The sequence below is a fragment of the Arthrobacter vasquezii genome (assembly GCF_029455255.1).
Classification (GTDB): domain Bacteria; phylum Actinomycetota; class Actinomycetes; order Actinomycetales; family Micrococcaceae; genus Arthrobacter_D; species Arthrobacter_D parietis.
The window spans coordinates 1-15,071 of record NZ_JAROKN010000027.1 but is presented as its reverse complement, the minus strand read 5'-3'; the positions used below and the strand labels follow the sequence as shown (position 1 = coordinate 15,071).

At 66.0% G+C, this 15,071-nt stretch carries 14 protein-coding genes and 1 pseudogene; 12 read left to right on the top strand and 3 right to left on the bottom strand.

The window, feature by feature from the left end:
- Positions 1 to 4 precede the first annotated feature (4 nt).
- Positions 5 to 454, top strand: coding sequence for a (deoxy)nucleoside triphosphate pyrophosphohydrolase (locus tag P4U43_RS10770; RefSeq protein WP_277358741.1), 450 nt, complete (start codon positions 5 to 7; stop codon positions 452 to 454).
- 42 nt (positions 455 to 496) lie between these two features.
- On the opposite strand, the gene P4U43_RS10765 is transcribed toward P4U43_RS10770, so the two are convergent.
- Positions 497 to 1,558, bottom strand: coding sequence for an Rv2578c family radical SAM protein (locus tag P4U43_RS10765; protein WP_277358740.1), 1,062 nt, complete (start codon positions 1,556 to 1,558; stop codon positions 497 to 499).
- Positions 1,559 to 1,620: 62 nt separating this feature from the next.
- Here P4U43_RS10765 and pcp point away from each other — a divergent pair, with 62 nt between their 5' ends.
- Positions 1,621 to 2,262, top strand: a complete 642-nt coding sequence (pcp, locus tag P4U43_RS10760) for a pyroglutamyl-peptidase I (protein WP_277358739.1) — start codon at positions 1,621 to 1,623, stop codon at positions 2,260 to 2,262.
- On the opposite strand, the gene P4U43_RS10755 is transcribed toward pcp, so the two are convergent.
- Positions 2,198 to 2,689, bottom strand: coding sequence for a hypothetical protein (locus tag P4U43_RS10755; protein ID WP_277358738.1), 492 nt, complete (start codon positions 2,687 to 2,689; stop codon positions 2,198 to 2,200). The two genes, pcp and P4U43_RS10755, sit on opposite strands and share 65 nt — an antisense overlap.
- 162 nt (positions 2,690 to 2,851) lie before the next feature.
- Between P4U43_RS10755 and pheS the strand changes: the two genes are divergently transcribed.
- Together pheS and pheT are read left to right on the top strand one after the other, a co-directional pair.
- Positions 2,852 to 3,931 (top strand): phenylalanine--tRNA ligase subunit alpha, encoded by a 1,080-nt coding sequence (pheS, locus tag P4U43_RS10750; RefSeq protein WP_277358737.1) that lies wholly within the window; start codon positions 2,852 to 2,854, stop codon positions 3,929 to 3,931.
- Between the two features lie 2 nt (positions 3,932 to 3,933).
- Positions 3,934 to 6,474 carry a phenylalanine--tRNA ligase subunit beta gene (gene pheT / locus P4U43_RS10745; protein WP_277358736.1) on the top strand — a complete coding sequence of 847 codons (2,541 nt, stop codon included), beginning with the start codon at positions 3,934 to 3,936 and terminating at the stop codon, positions 6,472 to 6,474.
- A 107-nt stretch (positions 6,475 to 6,581) separates the two neighbouring features.
- Here pheT and P4U43_RS10740 read toward each other — a convergent pair whose 3' ends face one another.
- Positions 6,582 to 7,547, bottom strand: a complete 966-nt coding sequence (locus P4U43_RS10740) for a quinone oxidoreductase family protein (protein ID WP_277358735.1) — start codon at positions 7,545 to 7,547, stop codon at positions 6,582 to 6,584.
- 129 nt (positions 7,548 to 7,676) lie between these two features.
- On the opposite strand from P4U43_RS10740, the gene argC reads away from it, so the two are divergent.
- The 8 genes and pseudogenes from argC to P4U43_RS10700 form a co-directional block, all read left to right on the top strand.
- A complete protein-coding gene (gene argC, locus P4U43_RS10735) occupies positions 7,677 to 8,708 on the top strand; it encodes an N-acetyl-gamma-glutamyl-phosphate reductase (protein WP_277358734.1) in 1,032 nt (343 codons plus the stop codon).
- A complete protein-coding gene (gene argJ, locus P4U43_RS10730) occupies positions 8,705 to 9,874 on the top strand; it encodes a bifunctional glutamate N-acetyltransferase/amino-acid acetyltransferase ArgJ (protein ID WP_277358733.1) in 1,170 nt (389 codons plus the stop codon). Before argC ends, argJ begins: the two co-directional genes overlap by 4 nt.
- Positions 9,875 to 9,924: 50 nt before the next feature.
- The gene (gene argB, locus P4U43_RS10725; RefSeq protein WP_277358732.1) at positions 9,925 to 10,836 is read left to right on the top strand and encodes an acetylglutamate kinase; all 912 of its coding nucleotides are present in this window, start codon (positions 9,925 to 9,927) and stop codon (positions 10,834 to 10,836) included.
- Positions 10,833 to 12,131 (top strand): acetylornithine transaminase, encoded by a 1,299-nt coding sequence (locus P4U43_RS10720; protein WP_277358731.1) that lies wholly within the window; start codon positions 10,833 to 10,835, stop codon positions 12,129 to 12,131. The genes argB and P4U43_RS10720 overlap by 4 nt, the downstream gene beginning before the upstream one ends.
- The gene (argF, locus tag P4U43_RS10715; RefSeq protein WP_277358730.1) at positions 12,128 to 13,075 is read left to right on the top strand and encodes an ornithine carbamoyltransferase; all 948 of its coding nucleotides are present in this window, start codon (positions 12,128 to 12,130) and stop codon (positions 13,073 to 13,075) included. The genes P4U43_RS10720 and argF overlap by 4 nt, the downstream gene beginning before the upstream one ends.
- Positions 13,072 to 13,629 carry an arginine repressor gene (locus P4U43_RS10710; protein WP_277358729.1) on the top strand — a complete coding sequence of 186 codons (558 nt, stop codon included), beginning with the start codon at positions 13,072 to 13,074 and terminating at the stop codon, positions 13,627 to 13,629. The genes argF and P4U43_RS10710 overlap by 4 nt, the downstream gene beginning before the upstream one ends.
- Before the next feature lie 57 nt (positions 13,630 to 13,686).
- Positions 13,687 to 14,889 carry an argininosuccinate synthase gene (locus P4U43_RS10705; RefSeq protein WP_277358728.1) on the top strand — a complete coding sequence of 401 codons (1,203 nt, stop codon included), beginning with the start codon at positions 13,687 to 13,689 and terminating at the stop codon, positions 14,887 to 14,889.
- A 3-nt stretch (positions 14,890 to 14,892) separates the two neighbouring features.
- Positions 14,893 to 15,071: pseudogene (locus tag P4U43_RS10700) on the top strand (argininosuccinate lyase); the annotation flags it as partial.

Sequence of the window (15,071 nt, the reverse complement as noted above, 5' to 3'; positions counted from 1 at the left end):
CTGGATGACCGATACCCAGCGCACACAAGTTGTCGGCGCCGCCATTGTTGATTCGCTCACTGTACCGTCCAAACTGCTCGCAGCGCGCAGAAGCGCTCCGGAGCAGTTCGCCGGGCAGTGGGAGTTCCCCGGAGGCAAGGTTGAGCCGGACGAAGATGACTTGGAGGCGGTCCAGCGTGAAGTGCGCGAAGAGTTGGGCGTGGACGTGCAGGTCGGGGCTGAACTCGTCGGCCCTGATCCCGACGGCTGGCCGCTGAATGCCTCAGCAGGAATGCGGGTGTGGCTGGCGGTCATCACCGCCGGCATACCGGCCGCATTGCAGGACCACGACGAGCTCCGCTGGGTCAGTCTCAGGGATACCGGCGAGCTCCGGGATCTTCCGTGGATCCCTGCGGACCGTCCCATCGTTGATGCTCTGCTCGAGACCGTGGTTCCGGTCGAAGATCTGACTTAGGAGCAGAAGAGGGTAGCCGGGCGCAGACGCGGGAAGTTCGGCTCAGAAGAGCGTGGGCTCGGCTGCTGACACCCCCTGTCCGGGCGATGCCGACGACGACGGCGCGTGCCCACCTGCTCCCGCTTCCTCCCGAAAGAAGCGTGCCCCGGCAGCCAATCCATGACGACGCCGGTGCACCTGCACGCGTTTCGAGAGCCAGGTGCGGTATTCACCGGAGGCATAAGTGCCTCCGCCATAGAGCCGGCGGTAGCGTCCGACCAGCGAGGGATGTTTTTTGGCCAGCCATTCCATGTACCACTCACGGGCTCCCGGACGCAGGTGCAGTGCTCCGGCGGACACACCCGTGGCGCCCGCCGCAGCGAGGGCTGCGAACAAGGCGTCCAGGGCTTCATCGCTGTCGGTGAGCCACGGCAGGATGGGCATGGCCATGACGCCGCAGGGCAGACCCGCATCCCGCAACCTGGTGATGAGGTCCAGGCGTGCGCGCGGGGTGGGAGTTCCCGGTTCCACCGTGTGGGCAAGCTCGGGATCGAGCACCGCAAGCGAAATTCCCATGCCGAGGCTGACCTGGGTGCCGGCTTCCTTGAGTAGCGGAAGATCCCGGCTGAGCAGCGTCCCCTTGGTGAGAATGGAAAACGGTGTACCGCTGTCTGCGAGCGCACGGATGATGCCCGGCATCAACCGGTACCGTCCTTCGGCCCGCTGGTAGGGATCGGTGTTGGTGCCCATCGCCACGTGTTCGCAGTTCCAGGAGGGTTTGGCTACCTCGCGCCGGAGGACCTCGCCGATGTTGGTCTTGACCACTACTTGCGAGTCGAAGTCGAGACCGGTGTCCAGGTTGAGGTAGCTGTGGGTCTTGCGGGCGAAGCAGTACACGCACGCATGCGAACACCCACGGTAGGGGTTGACGGTCCACGAGAACGGCATTCCCGAACTTTCCGGGACTCGGTTCAGGGCCGATTTGGCCAGCACCTCGTGGAAGGTGATACCCGCGAACTCCGGGGTTCTAACGGACCGCACAAGCCCGGCGAGCGGCACCAGCGGCTCCGGTTCTCCGGCAGCGGCCACCGTCGTCGTCGTCGTTTTTTGCGCATCCCATCGCATTCTTTTATTAGAACATACGTTCCTATTGAATTGCGGAAAGGCCGGAGGGATAGGCTGGTGAAATGATCCTGCTCACCGGCTTTGAGCCTTTCGGCGGCGAAACCGTCAATCCCTCCTGGGAGGCGGCTCAGCAGGCCGCAGCCATCCTGGCGGATGAGGGCGAGGCGGTGATAGCGGTTCGGTTGCCCTGCGTCTTCGGCGCAAGCATCGATGTGCTTGCTGATGCCGTTCGTGCTCACCAGCCGCAGCTGGTGCTGTGCGTGGGGCAGGCGGGAGGCCGGTCGGAAGTCTCTCTCGAGCGGATCGCGATCAATGTCGATGATGCCCGGATTCCGGATAATGCGGGCAACCAGCCGGTGGACGATGCCGTGCGCGCCGGCGGGCCAGCGGCTTACTTCAGCACTCTTCCGCTCAAGCGGAGCCTGCAGGCGCTGGTGGAGGCCAGGCTGCCCGCGGCGGTGTCCCAGACGGCCGGCACGTATGTCTGCAACCACGTCTTCTACGGGCTCATGGATCTACTGGCCCACGGTGACGGTGCGCCGCGCGGCGGCTTTATCCATGTGCCGTTCTCGACCGAACAGGCACAGGCTCACGGCGCGTCCGGGATGCCGATCGGGGAGATGGCCCGCGCGCTGGTTGTTATTGCCCGGACGAGTGCCGACGCCGGAGCGGATCTGAGGATCGCAGCCGGCGCGGAGCACTGACACGCCGGGTCAGCGCGGCGCGCAGCGGGCGCTCCACGTAGCCGCCCTCCTGGAGACCGGCCCCGCGTTCGAAGACATTGCGCGACGCCGGATCACCAGTGAGGAGCCAGGACGCCCCCGCGGCAAGAAAGTAGGCCGGCAGGAACGGCAGGCCGAAGCACAACGCATACTGCGTACAGTGGCGTGCTTCATGTTCGACGAGCCGCGGTCTCCGGGCCACCACTTCCGGTCCCGCACGGAACAGCACAACATTTCCCACGGTGAACGCAGACGCCTTCGGCAGCCGGGGGGAGTAGTGATGCGCGAAGATGAGGCCGCAGGAAGCGGGGCGGAGCTCGCAGCCCACCAGCTTCGCGGCGGCCAGGCCGAGCAGCGTAGATCCGTTCATCCAGTTGAGTGCCGAGCGCAGGCGGTCGCGGCGATGCATAGGCCCAAGTCTAAAGATATGGTGCAGGACATGCCCGGCCGTGGTTGGGGCCATTCGGGGCACCCGCCAACGGTCCTTTAGACTGGCAAGGCCGCCGGAGTACTGGATCATCAGTGCCGCCGGCACCCATCGCGCTCACGACACCAAGGTAAAAGCACACTCATGTCTGAACCCACCACACCCGCGGACGCTCCGGACACCGCCGCCGCCCCGGATCCCCTGGACGCCGACGCCATCGCGGCCGCGGTTGACCGCGCGCTCAGCGAGATCGCCGCCGCAGGGAACCTCGACGAGCTCAAATCGGTACGGCTTGCCCACACGGGCGAGAAGTCGCCGATGAGCCTCGCAAACCGGCAGATCGGCTCGCTCGCGAAAGACCAGAAGGCCGCCGCCGGAAAGAACATCGGCCCCGCCCGCGGACGCATCAACCAGGCCCTAGCCGCCCGGGCAACCGAGCTGGAAGCTGAGCGCGACGCGCGCATCCTCGTGGAGGAGGCAGTCGACGTGACCGCTGCTCCGCGCCGTCGTCGTGCTGGGGCCCGGCATCCGTTGTCCATCCTCCAGGAGCGGGTCAGCGACATCTTCGTCGGCATGGGCTGGGAAATCGCCGAAGGGCCCGAGGTTGAATCCGAATGGTTCAACTTCGACGCGTTGAATTTCAAACCCGATCACCCTGCGCGCGAAATGCAGGACACCTTCTTCGTTGAGCCGCCCGAGGCGCACCTGGTGATGCGCACCCACACTTCACCGGTGCAGGTGCGAGCGATGCTCGAGCGCGAGGTTCCCATCTATGTCCTGTGCCCCGGCAAGGTGTTCCGCACGGACGAGCTGGACGCCACCCACACTCCCGTGTTCCACCAGTTCGAGGGCCTGGCCGTCGACAAGGGCCTGAGCATGGCGGACCTGCGCGGAACGCTCGAACACTTCGCCCGGCTCATGTTCGGCGATGATGCCGGCATCCGCCTGCGTCCCAACTACTTCCCCTTCACCGAACCCTCGGCCGAGCTGGATATCTGGCACCCGGGTGCCAAGGGCGGCCCCCAGTGGATTGAGTGGGGCGGTTGCGGCATGGTACACCCGAACGTGCTCCGAGCCGCCGGCATCGATCCTGACGTGTACTCGGGATTCGCGTTCGGCATGGGCATCGAGCGCACCCTCATGTTCCGCAACGAGGTAGGCGACATGCGGGACATGATTGAGGGCGACGTACGTTTCAGCGAGCACTTCGGGATGGAGATCTAACCGTGCGAGTACCACTGTCCTGGCTGCGTGAGTACGCACAGGTTCCTGGCGAGGCATCCGCCGAAGACGTCATGGCCGAACTGGTGAAGGTCGGCCTGGAGGAAGAGGCCGTCCATCGTCCCACCGATACCCTTTCCGGGCCGATCGTGGTGGGACAGGTGCTCTCGGTCGAGAAAGAGCCGCAGACCAACGGTAAGACCATCAACTGGTGCCAGGTCCGTGTGGTGCCCGAGGGCGCTGAGCAGACCCTGACCGCGGACGGCATCGATCCGTCCGGCGTGCAGGGAATTGTGTGCGGCGCACACAACTTCGTCGAAGGTGACAAGGTGGTGGTCACCCTTCCCGGCGCCGTGCTTCCCGGCGATTTCCGCATTGCCGCACGTAAGACCTACGGCCATGTGTCTGCCGGGATGATTGCCTCCGTTCGTGAACTGGGTATCGGTGAGGACCACGACGGCATCCTTGTGTTGTCCACTCTCGGGCTGGACCCGGAGGTCGGATCGGACGCCATGGAGTTATTGGGACTCTATGACCAGGCGGCCGAAATCAATGTGACCCCCGACCGCAGCTACTGCTTCTCAATCCGGGGGATCGCGCGTGAGTACGCCCACGCCACGGGGTCGGCGTTCACCGACCCGGCTGCCGCCGTCGTCGTCGATCCGGCGGACGGCGCGGGGTACCCGGTGCGGCTGGAAGACCAGGCTCCCATTTACGGGAATGCCGGCTGCGACCGTTTCGTGGCCCGCGTGGTGCGCGGGGTGGATGCCACCCGGCCGACGCCGCAGTGGATGGTCTCGCGGCTGCGCCTGGCGGGCATCCGATCCATCTCGCTGCCGGTCGACATTTCGAACTACGTCATGCTCGAGCTCGGCCAGCCGACGCACTGCTACGACGTCGCCAGGCTCACCGGTGAGGTTGTGGTGCGCCGGGCCAACGCCGGCGAAACCATCGTGACCCTCGATGACCGCAAGCGTGAGCTGCACCCTGAGGATCTCCTCATTACTGACGCTTCGGGCGCCATCGGCATCGCCGGCGTCATGGGCGGAGCGGCCACGGAGGTCTCGGACTCCACCACGGACGTTCTCGTGGAGTCCGCACACTTCGACGAGGTGTCAATCGCCCGCGCACGCCGCCGCCACAAGCTGCCGTCGGAGGCGTCCAAGCGCTTCGAGCGTGGGGTGGATTGGCACGTTGCCGATGTCGCGGCCCAGCGCGTCGTGGACCTGCTCGTGAGGCTTGCCGGCGGTACCGCCGATGCATCGATCACCGACGTCGGAACCGCGCCCCAACCCATCCTGATCGACCTGCCGGCCGGCTATGCCTCGGAACGGATCGGTATGGATTTCGCGCCGGAACAGGTGGTCGGTGCACTCACCGACCTCGGTGCTGATGTGGCGGAGTACGACGGCGGCTGGCAGGTTACCGCCCCCAGCTGGCGTCAGGACCTGACCATCAAAGACGACCTCGCCGAGGAAATCGCCCGGCTGGTGGGCTACGACCAGATCCCGTCGCGCCTGCCGGTCGCTCCTCCCGGGCGCGGCCTCACGCGCACCCAGCAGCAGCGGCGCCGCGTTCTGGCTGCGCTCGCCGGCGCAGGGCTGACCGAAGTGCTGTCCTATCCCTTTGTTTCAATGGAGGCCAACGACACGTTCGGCGCAGCGGAGGGAACGGGACCCGCCGTCAAGCTGGCCAACCCGTTGAGTGCCGAATTCGGCTACCTGCGGCGCTCCATCCTTCCCGGCCTGATCGAGGTGGCCAAGCGGAACTCCTCGCGCGGCTTCCGCGATCTGGCGCTCTTCGAGGCCGGTTTGGTGTTCCTGCCGCAGGAGACCCTCGGCACCGCAACCATCCCGCCGCTCGGAGCCCTGCCCGACGACGCGACGCTCGAGACGCTGTACAACGGCCTCCCGCTGCAGCCGCTGACTATCGCCGCCGTGTTCTTCGGCAAGGACTCACCGGCTGCAGCCGGCCACTCTCCGCGTGCCTGGGACTGGGCGGACGCCCTCGACACCGTCCGGTTGATGGCTGACGTCGTCGGCGTCGACCTCGTGATCGAACAGGGTGAGCACCGAGCCTTCCATCCCGGACGCACCGCACGCATCAGTCTGCGCAGCGGTGAGGAGCTCGGCTACGCGGGAGAACTGCATCCGAAGCTGGTCGCCGCGCAGGACCTGCCGCCGCGCACGGTTGCACTGGAAATCAACGCAGACCTGCTGTTCGACGCCGCGCCGGACGTCATCGTGGCCCGGCATCTCTCGACCTTCCCCGCGACCACGCAGGACGTAGCCCTTGTGGTGGACGCGGGTCTGCCGGCCGATGAGGTTCTCGCCACGCTGCGCGAAGGCGCCGGTGAACTGCTGGAGGAGGTGCACCTGTTCGACGTGTACTCAGGACAGGGGATTGGCGACGGCAAGAAGTCACTCGCCTTCGGTCTTCGCTTCCGCGCCACCGACCGCACCCTGACCGCAGATGAGGCGAGCGCCGCCCGCGACCAGGCCGTGCACCTCGCAGCCGAGCGCCACGGAGCCGTGCAGCGCCGCTGACCCGTGTTGAATCCGCGCGTTGAATGTGCAGGACACACCCCCTATGGACAGCCAAAAGGGGTGTGTCCTGACAAATGAACGCTGGTTGGGGGACTTAGCGCGCGGGATCAGGGGACGAGGAGAAGTTTGCCCGTCGTCCTGCGCGACTGGAGGTCCTCGTGCGCCTGCGCGGCGTCAGCCAACGGGTAACGTGCACCGATCCTTACGGTGAGCGATCCGTCAGCAACCGCGCCGAAGACCTCTCCTGCTCGCCAGCGCCGCTCCTCGGCGGACCGCAGATAGAAGGCGAGGCTCGGCCGCGTCACATAGAGCGAACCGGAGCTGTTCAGCCGCTGCAGATTGAAGTCGGGAACCGGCCCGGATGCAGCGCCGAACAGGACCAGCATCCCGCGCACGCGCAGTGACTCCAGCGACCCGTCGAAGGTCGCCTTGCCCACTCCGTCATAGACCACATCCACACCCGCGCCGTCGGTCAGCTCCCGCACCCGCTCCGAGAAGCCCTCGTAGCGAAGTACGACGTCGGCTCCCGCCTCCCGCGCCAGTGCTTCCTTCTCGTCGGTCGAGACGGTTGTGATGACCCGGGCTCCCTTGGCTTTGAGCATCTGCGTCAACAGGAGCCCCGTTCCGCCGGCCCCCGCGTGGGTCAGCACAGTTTCACCGTGCTGTACCGGGTACGTGGAATTCACCAGGTAGTGCGCCGTCATTCCCTGCAGCGGAAGCGCGGCGGCGGTCTCAAGGTCCACGCCGTCGGGCACCGGCAGTGCCCTGTCCGCATCAACGAGTGTGTAGTCGGCGTAGGACCGGGAACCCTCGGCGAACGCTATCCGGTCGCCAACCGAGAAGCCGTGGGCCTCCGGCCCTATCCCGATGACTTCACCGGCTGCCTCACCGCCCGGAATGAACGGATACTCAACCGCATAGATCCCGGCACGCTGGTACGTCTCAATGAAGTTCACCCCGACCGCGGCGACCCCGACCAACAGTTGCGAACCGGACGGTGCAGGCCGTTCGATGGACACGGGTTTGAGGACCTCGGGTCCTCCGGCGCGCTCAGCGACAATGGCAATGGGCATGTCAGTGCTTCCTCTCATCGGTGTGCTCTTACTGCGTGCAACCGGTCCCGTGGTGAACTCATTCCGACCACCAGTACCTATTGGATAAATATGTGCACCAGTGAATAGGTTTGCTGTACGATGAATCGCATGAATATTTCCGTCGCGGTATCCGGAGCAAGCGGCTATGCCGGAGGCGAGGTCCTGCGCCTGCTTTCGACCCATCCCGAGGTGAGGATAGGCGCGATCACCGCCCACAGCAGTGCCGGCAGCAGGCTGGGCGAGGTGCAGCCGCACCTGCACTCCCTCGCTGGCCGCATTATTGAGGAAACCAATCCCGCCAACCTCGCCGGGCATGATGTCGTCTTTCTCGCCCTGCCCCACGGAGCCAGCGCCGAGGTGGCCGCACAGCTGCCGCCGGAAGTCCTGGTCATCGACGCCGGAGCTGACCACCGGCTCGAAGACGCCGACGCCTGGCACCGCTTCTACGGCTCCGAGCATGCCGGCACCTGGCCCTATGGACTTCCGGAGCTGCCCGGTGCCCGCGACGCGTTGCGGAACGCCCGCCGCATCGCCGTCCCCGGTTGCTACCCGACCAGCGCACTCTTGGCCCTCACCCCGGGATTCGCTGCGGGGCTGCTCCAGCCGGACGACGTCGTCATTGTGTCTGCCTCCGGTGCCTCCGGCGCCGGCAAGGCGCTGAAATCGCATCTGCTCGGCTCAGAGATGATGGGCGGGATGAGCCCATACGGAGTCGGCGGCAGCCACCGGCACACCCCGGAGGTGGAGCAGGGGCTGGGCTGGGCTGCCGGTGCGCCGGTCACGGTCTCCTTCACACCGACCCTCGCTCCGATGTCACGCGGCATCCTGACGACGGCGACTGCGCGGGTCACACCCGGTACCACCGCTGAGCAGCTGCGTGAGGCGTGGGAAACCGCGTACGACGACGAACCCTTCGTCACGCTGTTGCCGCTTGGTCAGTGGCCCGCCACCAAATCCGTCCTTGGGTCCAACTTTGCGCAGCTCCAGTTGGCTTTCGACGAGCATGCCGGCCGGGTCGTCGTCAGCTGTGCCATCGACAACCTCACCAAGGGGACTGCCGGTGGTGCGGTGCAGTCTATGAACATTGCCCTCGGTCTGCCGGAGATCACGGGCCTCACCGGATCAGGAGTAGCACCATGAGCGTTACCGAACCGCAGGGATTCCGCGCAGCAGGCGTGGCGGCAGGACTGAAGTCGACCGGGGCACGGGATGTCGCCGTCGTCATCAATGATGGTCCGCACCACCAGGCAGCGGCGGTTTTCACCTCCAATCGGGTCGCCGCTGCGCCCGTTCACTGGTCGCGTCAGGTGGTCTCGGACGGGCGGGTGGATGCCGTCGTGCTCAATTCCGGTGGTGCAAACGCCTGCACCGGGCCGCAGGGCTTTCAGAACACGCACCGCACCGCGGAGTTCGCGGCGGAGGCGCTTGGCGTCTCAGCCAGCGATGTCTTCGTCTGTTCCACCGGGCTCATCGGAGAACAGCTGCCCATGGACAAGCTGCTGCCGGGCGTCAACGAGGCAGCCGCACACCTGTCCGACGGCGGCGGCCGGGCTGCTGCCGAGGCAATCATGACCACTGACTCGGTGCCCAAGACCGCAACCTACCCCGCCACGCAGGATGAGCCGAGCGAGGGCTACTCCATCGGCGGAATGGCAAAGGGTGCTGGAATGCTTGCGCCGGGCCTCGCCACCATGCTGGTTGTCCTCACCACTGACGCCGTCCTGGACGCTGCAGTCCTCGATACCGCGCTGCGTGCCGCAACCCGAGTCACCTTTGACCGCGCTGACTCGGACGGTTGCATGTCGACCAACGACACGGTGGTGCTGCTTGCCTCGGGCGCGAGCGGAGTCCGTCCGGATCCGGCCCAGTTCACCGAAGCTCTCACCGGCGTCTGCTCTTCACTGGCTCATCAGCTCATTGAGGATGCGGAAGGAGCGAGCCACACCATCGCGATCCGGACCATCAACGCAGCCACCGAGGAAGACGCCGAAACCGCTGGTCGTGCCGTTGCCCGGTCCAACCTCTTCAAGGCTGCCATTTTCGGCAACGACCCGAACTGGGGCAGGGTCCTGGCGGCCGTCGGCACCACCGACGCCGTTTTCGAGCCCGATCGCCTCGATGTAGCGATCAACGCGGTGCAGATCTGCCGCGACGGCGGAATCGGTGAACCACGGGAACTGGTCGACCTGACCGCCCGCCTGGTCACCGTCGAGATCAACCTCAACGCCGGCTCCGAATCGGCCACAATCTGGACCAATGACCTCACGCACGACTACGTGCATGAAAACTCGGCCTACTCGAGCTGAACTTTCCAGGTGAAGATGCTGCCGCTGCAGACGCCGAGTCGAAGGACAAAATGAACACTCTCAACGCCGCCCAGGACAAGGCGGCAACCCTGATCGAGGCGCTTCCCTGGATCCAGCGGTTCGCCGGCACCACCATGGTCATCAAGTACGGCGGCAACGCCATGGTCAACGATGAGCTGCGCCGTGCCTTCGCCGAGGACATCGTGTTCCTCCACCACGCCGGGGTGCGCCCCGTCGTGGTGCATGGCGGCGGCCCGCAGATCAACGGGATGCTGGACCGGCTTGGCATCACCTCGGAATTCAAGGGCGGCCTGCGCGTCACTACCCCGGAAGCCATGGATGTTGTCCGCATGGTGCTGACCGGCCAGGTGAGCCGTGAACTGGTCGGCCTCATCAACTCCCATGGGCCCTATGCCGTTGGTCTCTCCGGTGAGGACGGCGGCCTGCTCCGGGCCGTCCGGACCGGCACCGTGGTGGACGGCGAGGAAGTTGACCTCGGGCTGGTCGGCGAAGTGGTCGGAGTCAACCCGGCCGCAATCCTCGACATCCTCGAAGCAGGACGCATCCCGGTCATCTCCACCGTGGCACCCGAGACTGACTCCACAGGCAATGGAACGGGACAGGTCCTCAACGTCAATGCCGACACCGCCGCTGCGGCGCTCGCCGAAGCGCTCGGTGCGTCGAAGCTCGTCATCCTTACCGACGTCGAAGGTCTCTACTCCAACTGGCCGGACCGCACGAGCCTGATTTCTTCACTGACGGCTGCCGATCTGCGAGGCCTCCTGCCCGAACTGGAATCGGGGATGATTCCCAAGATGACCGCCTGCCTCAAGGCCGTTGACGGGGGAGTGGAGCGGGCGCACATCGTCGACGGACGACTGCCGCACTCGATGCTGCTTGAGATTTTCACGGCCGCTGGAATAGGCACACAGGTAGTGCCGGACGAGGACGAAGCACTGTGACCAAGGAAACCGCCCTCGAATCCGCAGCGGCGCTCATTGACCCTGCACAGGGGAAAGAATGGCTGCAGCGCTATTCGAACGCCGTGCTGGGTGTTTTCGGCACGCCGCAGCGCGTTCTGGTGCGCGGAGCTGGCTGCCACGTCTGGGATGCCGACGGCAAGCAGTACCTCGACCTCCTCGGCGGAATCGCCGTCAACGCGCTGGGCCACGCCCACCCCTTCGTCACGTCGGTGATTTCCTCCCAGCTGGCCACCCTCGGGCATGTCTCGAACTTCTTCACCAGCCCCACGCAGGTGGCGCTCGCCGAGAAGCTCCTGTCCCTGTCCGGTGCCGGCGAAGGATCGAAGGTGTTTTTCGCGAACTCCGGCACCGAGGCCGTCGAGGCAGCCTTCAAGCTCGCCCGCCGCAACAGCGCCGGCGGACGCAAGCGCATTCTCGCGCTTGCTGGCGGCTTCCACGGCCGCACCATGGGCGCTCTCGCCCTCACCGCGAAGGAGGCGTACCGCGAGCCGTTCGAACCGCTGCCCGGCGGCGTCGAGCATCTGCCGTTCAATGACACCGCGGCGCTGGAGGCAGCGCTCGATGAGTCTGTTGCCGCCGTCGTCCTCGAACCTATCCAGGGCGAGGCGGGCGTGCGCCCGCTCAGTATCGACTACCTGCGCAAGGCACGTGAACTGACCAGTGAAGTCGGCGCGTTGCTCATCCTGGACGAGGTACAGACCGGCGTGGGCCGCACCGGGCGCTGGTTCGCGCACCAGGCAAGCGGTATCACCCCTGATGCCATGACCTTGGCCAAAGGACTGGGCGGCGGTTTCCCCATCGGTGCGCTGGTGACATTCGGTAGTGAGGTGTCCTCGCTGCTCACGCCGGGCCAGCACGGAACGACCTTCGGCGGGAATCCAGTCGCGACGGCCGCTGCGCTGGCCACCCTGCACGCGCTTGAGGCGGGTTCGGTGCTGCAGAACGCGAACGACGTCGGCAGCTACCTTCGCAGCAAGCTGGCCGGCGTGAGCGGCGTGAGCGAGGTCCGCGGAGAGGGCCTGCTGATCGGTTTCGACCTCGACGGCGACTACGCCCCGGACGCCGTCACGGAGGCCCTCACCCAGGGGTTCATCATCAACGCGCCCACGCCGCACACACTCCGGCTCGCGCCGCCGCTGATCCTGACGCGCACCCAGGCACAGAGCTTCCTCAATGCACTGCCGGCGATCCTCGAGACGGCACGAAACTGCGGTGCAGCCGGAAACAACGCAGCCGGAAACAACGCAGCCCAGACCACGGAGGCATCCGAATGACCCGCCACTTCCTACTCGACACCGACCTCACCCAGGCTGAACAAAACGAGGTCCTCGACCTCGCGCTTGAACTGAAGAAGGCACCGTACTCGAACCCCGCCTATGCCGGTGATGGCTCGGGACGCAAGACCGTCGCCGTGATCTTCGACAAGACCTCCACCCGGACCCGCGTGTCCTTTGCCACGGGGATCGCGGACCTCGGCGGGGTGCCGCTCATCATCGGTGCGGGCGAGTCGCAGCTCGGTCACAAGGAATCCATCGCTGACACGGCCAGGGTCCTTGAACGGATGGTCTCCACCATCGTCTGGCGCACCTATGCGCAGGCCGGGCTCGAGGAGATGGCCGAGGCATCCTCCGTGCCCGTCATCAACGCGCTCTCCGATGACTATCACCCGTGCCAGCTGCTCGCCGACCTGCTGACCGTCCGGGAACACAAGGGCGCGCTGGCAGGCCTCACGCTCGCTTACTTCGGTGATGCCGCGAACAACATGGCGAACTCTTACCTGCTTGCCGGGGTCACCGCCGGTATGCACGTACGCATCGCGGGTCCCGAGGGCTACCTGCCGGAACAACACATTGTCGACGCCGCCAACAAGCGCGCCGCGGAAACCGGCGGCTCGGTGCTGATCACCACGGATGCAGGCGAGGCGGCAACCGGGGCCGATGTCCTTGCCACCGACACCTGGGTATCCATGGGGCAGGAGATCGAGGACGACGCCGCGAAGACTGCGAGATTCGAGCTGTTCCGTCCGTACGCCCTTGATGAGGCGCTGCTGGCGCAGGCGGCGGCCGACGCCGTCGTCCTCCACTGCCTGCCGGCTTATCGCGGCTACGAGATTTCCGCCGCGGTCATCGACGGGCCGCAGTCTGTTGTGTGGGACGAGGCGGAGAACCGGCTGCATGCGCAGAAGGCGCTCATGGTGTGGCTCATGGAGCGCTCGTGACTACTGCGGCGTCACCAGGTCAATCGGCCGGCCAGCCTCCTAGTCAGCCGACAGGTCAGCCAACGACGAAGATCGCCCGCCAGGCCCGGATCACTGCCCTGCTCACCGCACAGTCGGTGCGGTCCCAGTCTGAACTGGCCGAACTGCTGGCGGATGCCGGTCTACAGGTGGCGCAGGCCACGCTGTCCCGTGACCTCGTCGAGCTGGGAGCCGTGCGCGTCCGTGGTAAGGACGGCGCACTGGTGTACGCCGTGCCCGGTGAAGGCGGCGGGCGGGCACCGCAGAGCGGCGTCACGCAGGAAATCCTGGACAGCAGGTTGTCCCGGCTGTGCGGGGAGCTCCTCGTGACGGCCGAGGCATCCGGGAACCTGGTGGTCCTGCGTACGCCGCCGGGAGCCGCGAACTTCCTGGCGCTGGCCATCGACCATTCGGTCATGCCGTCGGTGCTCGGTACGATCGCCGGAGACGACACGATTATGCTGGTCAGCCGCGATCCTTCCGGCGGCGCCGAGGTGGCTGCCCGATTCCTGCAGTTCGCGCACGAAGCGTCCTGAACACCAGATTTTCTCCACATCACCGAAATACCCCAACACACAAGAGGAGCTACCCAAGTGACTGAACGCATTGTCCTCGCCTACTCAGGCGGACTGGATACGTCGGTGGCCATCGGCTGGATCGCCGAGGCAACCGGAGCAGAAGTGGTGGCTGTCGCCGTCGACGTCGGACAGGGCGGGGAATCGCTCGAGACCATTCGCCAGCGCGCACTGGGCTGCGGCGCCGTGGAAGCCTACGTCGCGGACGCACGTGACGAGTTCGCCAACGAGTACTGCATGCCCACGCTGCGTGCGAACGCCCTGTACATGGACGCCTATCCGCTGGTCTCCGCCATCTCCCGGCCGGTGATCGTCAAGCACCTCGTCGCCGCGGCGCGTGAGTTCGGCGCCTCCACCGTTGCGCACGGCTGCACCGGCAAGGGTAACGACCAGGTCCGGTTCGAGGTCGGCATCCAGACCCTCGGCCCGGATCTGAAGTGCATCGCACCCGTCCGTGACCTCGCACTCACCCGCGACAAGGCCATCGCCTTCGCTGAGGAAAAAGGCCTGCCGATCGAGACCACCAAGAAGAACCCATTCTCGATCGACCAGAACGTCTGGGGACGCGCCGTCGAAACAGGCTTCCTTGAGGACATCTGGAACGGCCCCACGAAGGATGTCTATGACTACACCGATTCGCCCGAGTTCTCACCGGCGGCCGATGAGGTGGTCGTCTCCTTCCGCGAGGGCATTCCGGTGGCGATTGACGGCCACGCCGTCACGCCGCTGCAGGCCATCGAGGAACTGAACCGCCGCGCGGGCGCACAGGGCGTAGGCCGGATCGACATTGTCGAAGACCGCCTGGTGGGTATCAAGAGCCGCGAGATTTACGAGGCGCCCGGAGCCATGGCCCTGATCACCGCCCACCGCGAACTGGAGAACGTCACGGTTGAACGCGAGCAGGCCCGGTTCAAGAAGACCGTTGACCAGCGCTGGACCGAGCTGGTGTATGACGGCCAGTGGTTCTCCCCGCTGAAGCGCTCGCTGGAAACCTTCATCGACGATACCCAGCGCTACGTGTCCGGCGACGTGCGGATGGAGCTGCACGGCGGGCGGGCAACCGTCACCGGCCGCCGCTCCGACGTCGGGCTGTACGACTTCAACCTGGCCACCTATGACACCGGTGACACTTTTGACCAGTCGATGGCCCGCGGCTTCATCGAAATCTTCGGGCTGTCCTCCAAGGTGGCCTCAGGCCGCGATCAGCGCGCAGGAAGCTGAACGGTGACAGAGGCACACGGTACTGCCGCACACGGGACGAACGAAGGGTCGCTATGGGGCGGCCGGTTCTCGGGCGGCCCCGCGGACGCCCTCGCGGCGCTGAGCAAGTCGACGCATTTCGACTGGCGACTCGCCCGTCATGACATCGCCGGCTCACGTGCGCACGCACGCGTCCTTCACCG

Bases quoted from the DNA above. Each gene is read 5' to 3' on its own strand.
- P4U43_RS10765 (WP_277358740.1), bottom strand. From the start codon at position 1,558: ATGCGATGGGATGCGCAAAAAACGACGACGACGACGGTGGCCGCTGCC.
- pheS (WP_277358737.1), top strand. From the start codon at position 2,852: ATGTCTGAACCCACCACACCCGCGGACGCTCCGGACACCGCCGCCGCC.
- argB (WP_277358732.1), top strand. From the start codon at position 9,925: ATGAACACTCTCAACGCCGCCCAGGACAAGGCGGCAACCCTGATCGAG.
- pcp (WP_277358739.1), top strand. From the start codon at position 1,621: ATGATCCTGCTCACCGGCTTTGAGCCTTTCGGCGGCGAAACCGTCAAT.
- P4U43_RS10755 (WP_277358738.1), bottom strand. From the start codon at position 2,689: ATGCATCGCCGCGACCGCCTGCGCTCGGCACTCAACTGGATGAACGGA.
- P4U43_RS10770 (WP_277358741.1), top strand. From the start codon at position 5: ATGACCGATACCCAGCGCACACAAGTTGTCGGCGCCGCCATTGTTGAT.
- argC (WP_277358734.1), top strand. From the start codon at position 7,677: ATGAATATTTCCGTCGCGGTATCCGGAGCAAGCGGCTATGCCGGAGGC.
- P4U43_RS10740 (WP_277358735.1), bottom strand. From the start codon at position 7,547: ATGCCCATTGCCATTGTCGCTGAGCGCGCCGGAGGACCCGAGGTCCTC.
- argF (WP_277358730.1), top strand. From the start codon at position 12,128: ATGACCCGCCACTTCCTACTCGACACCGACCTCACCCAGGCTGAACAA.
- argJ (WP_277358733.1), top strand. From the start codon at position 8,705: ATGAGCGTTACCGAACCGCAGGGATTCCGCGCAGCAGGCGTGGCGGCA.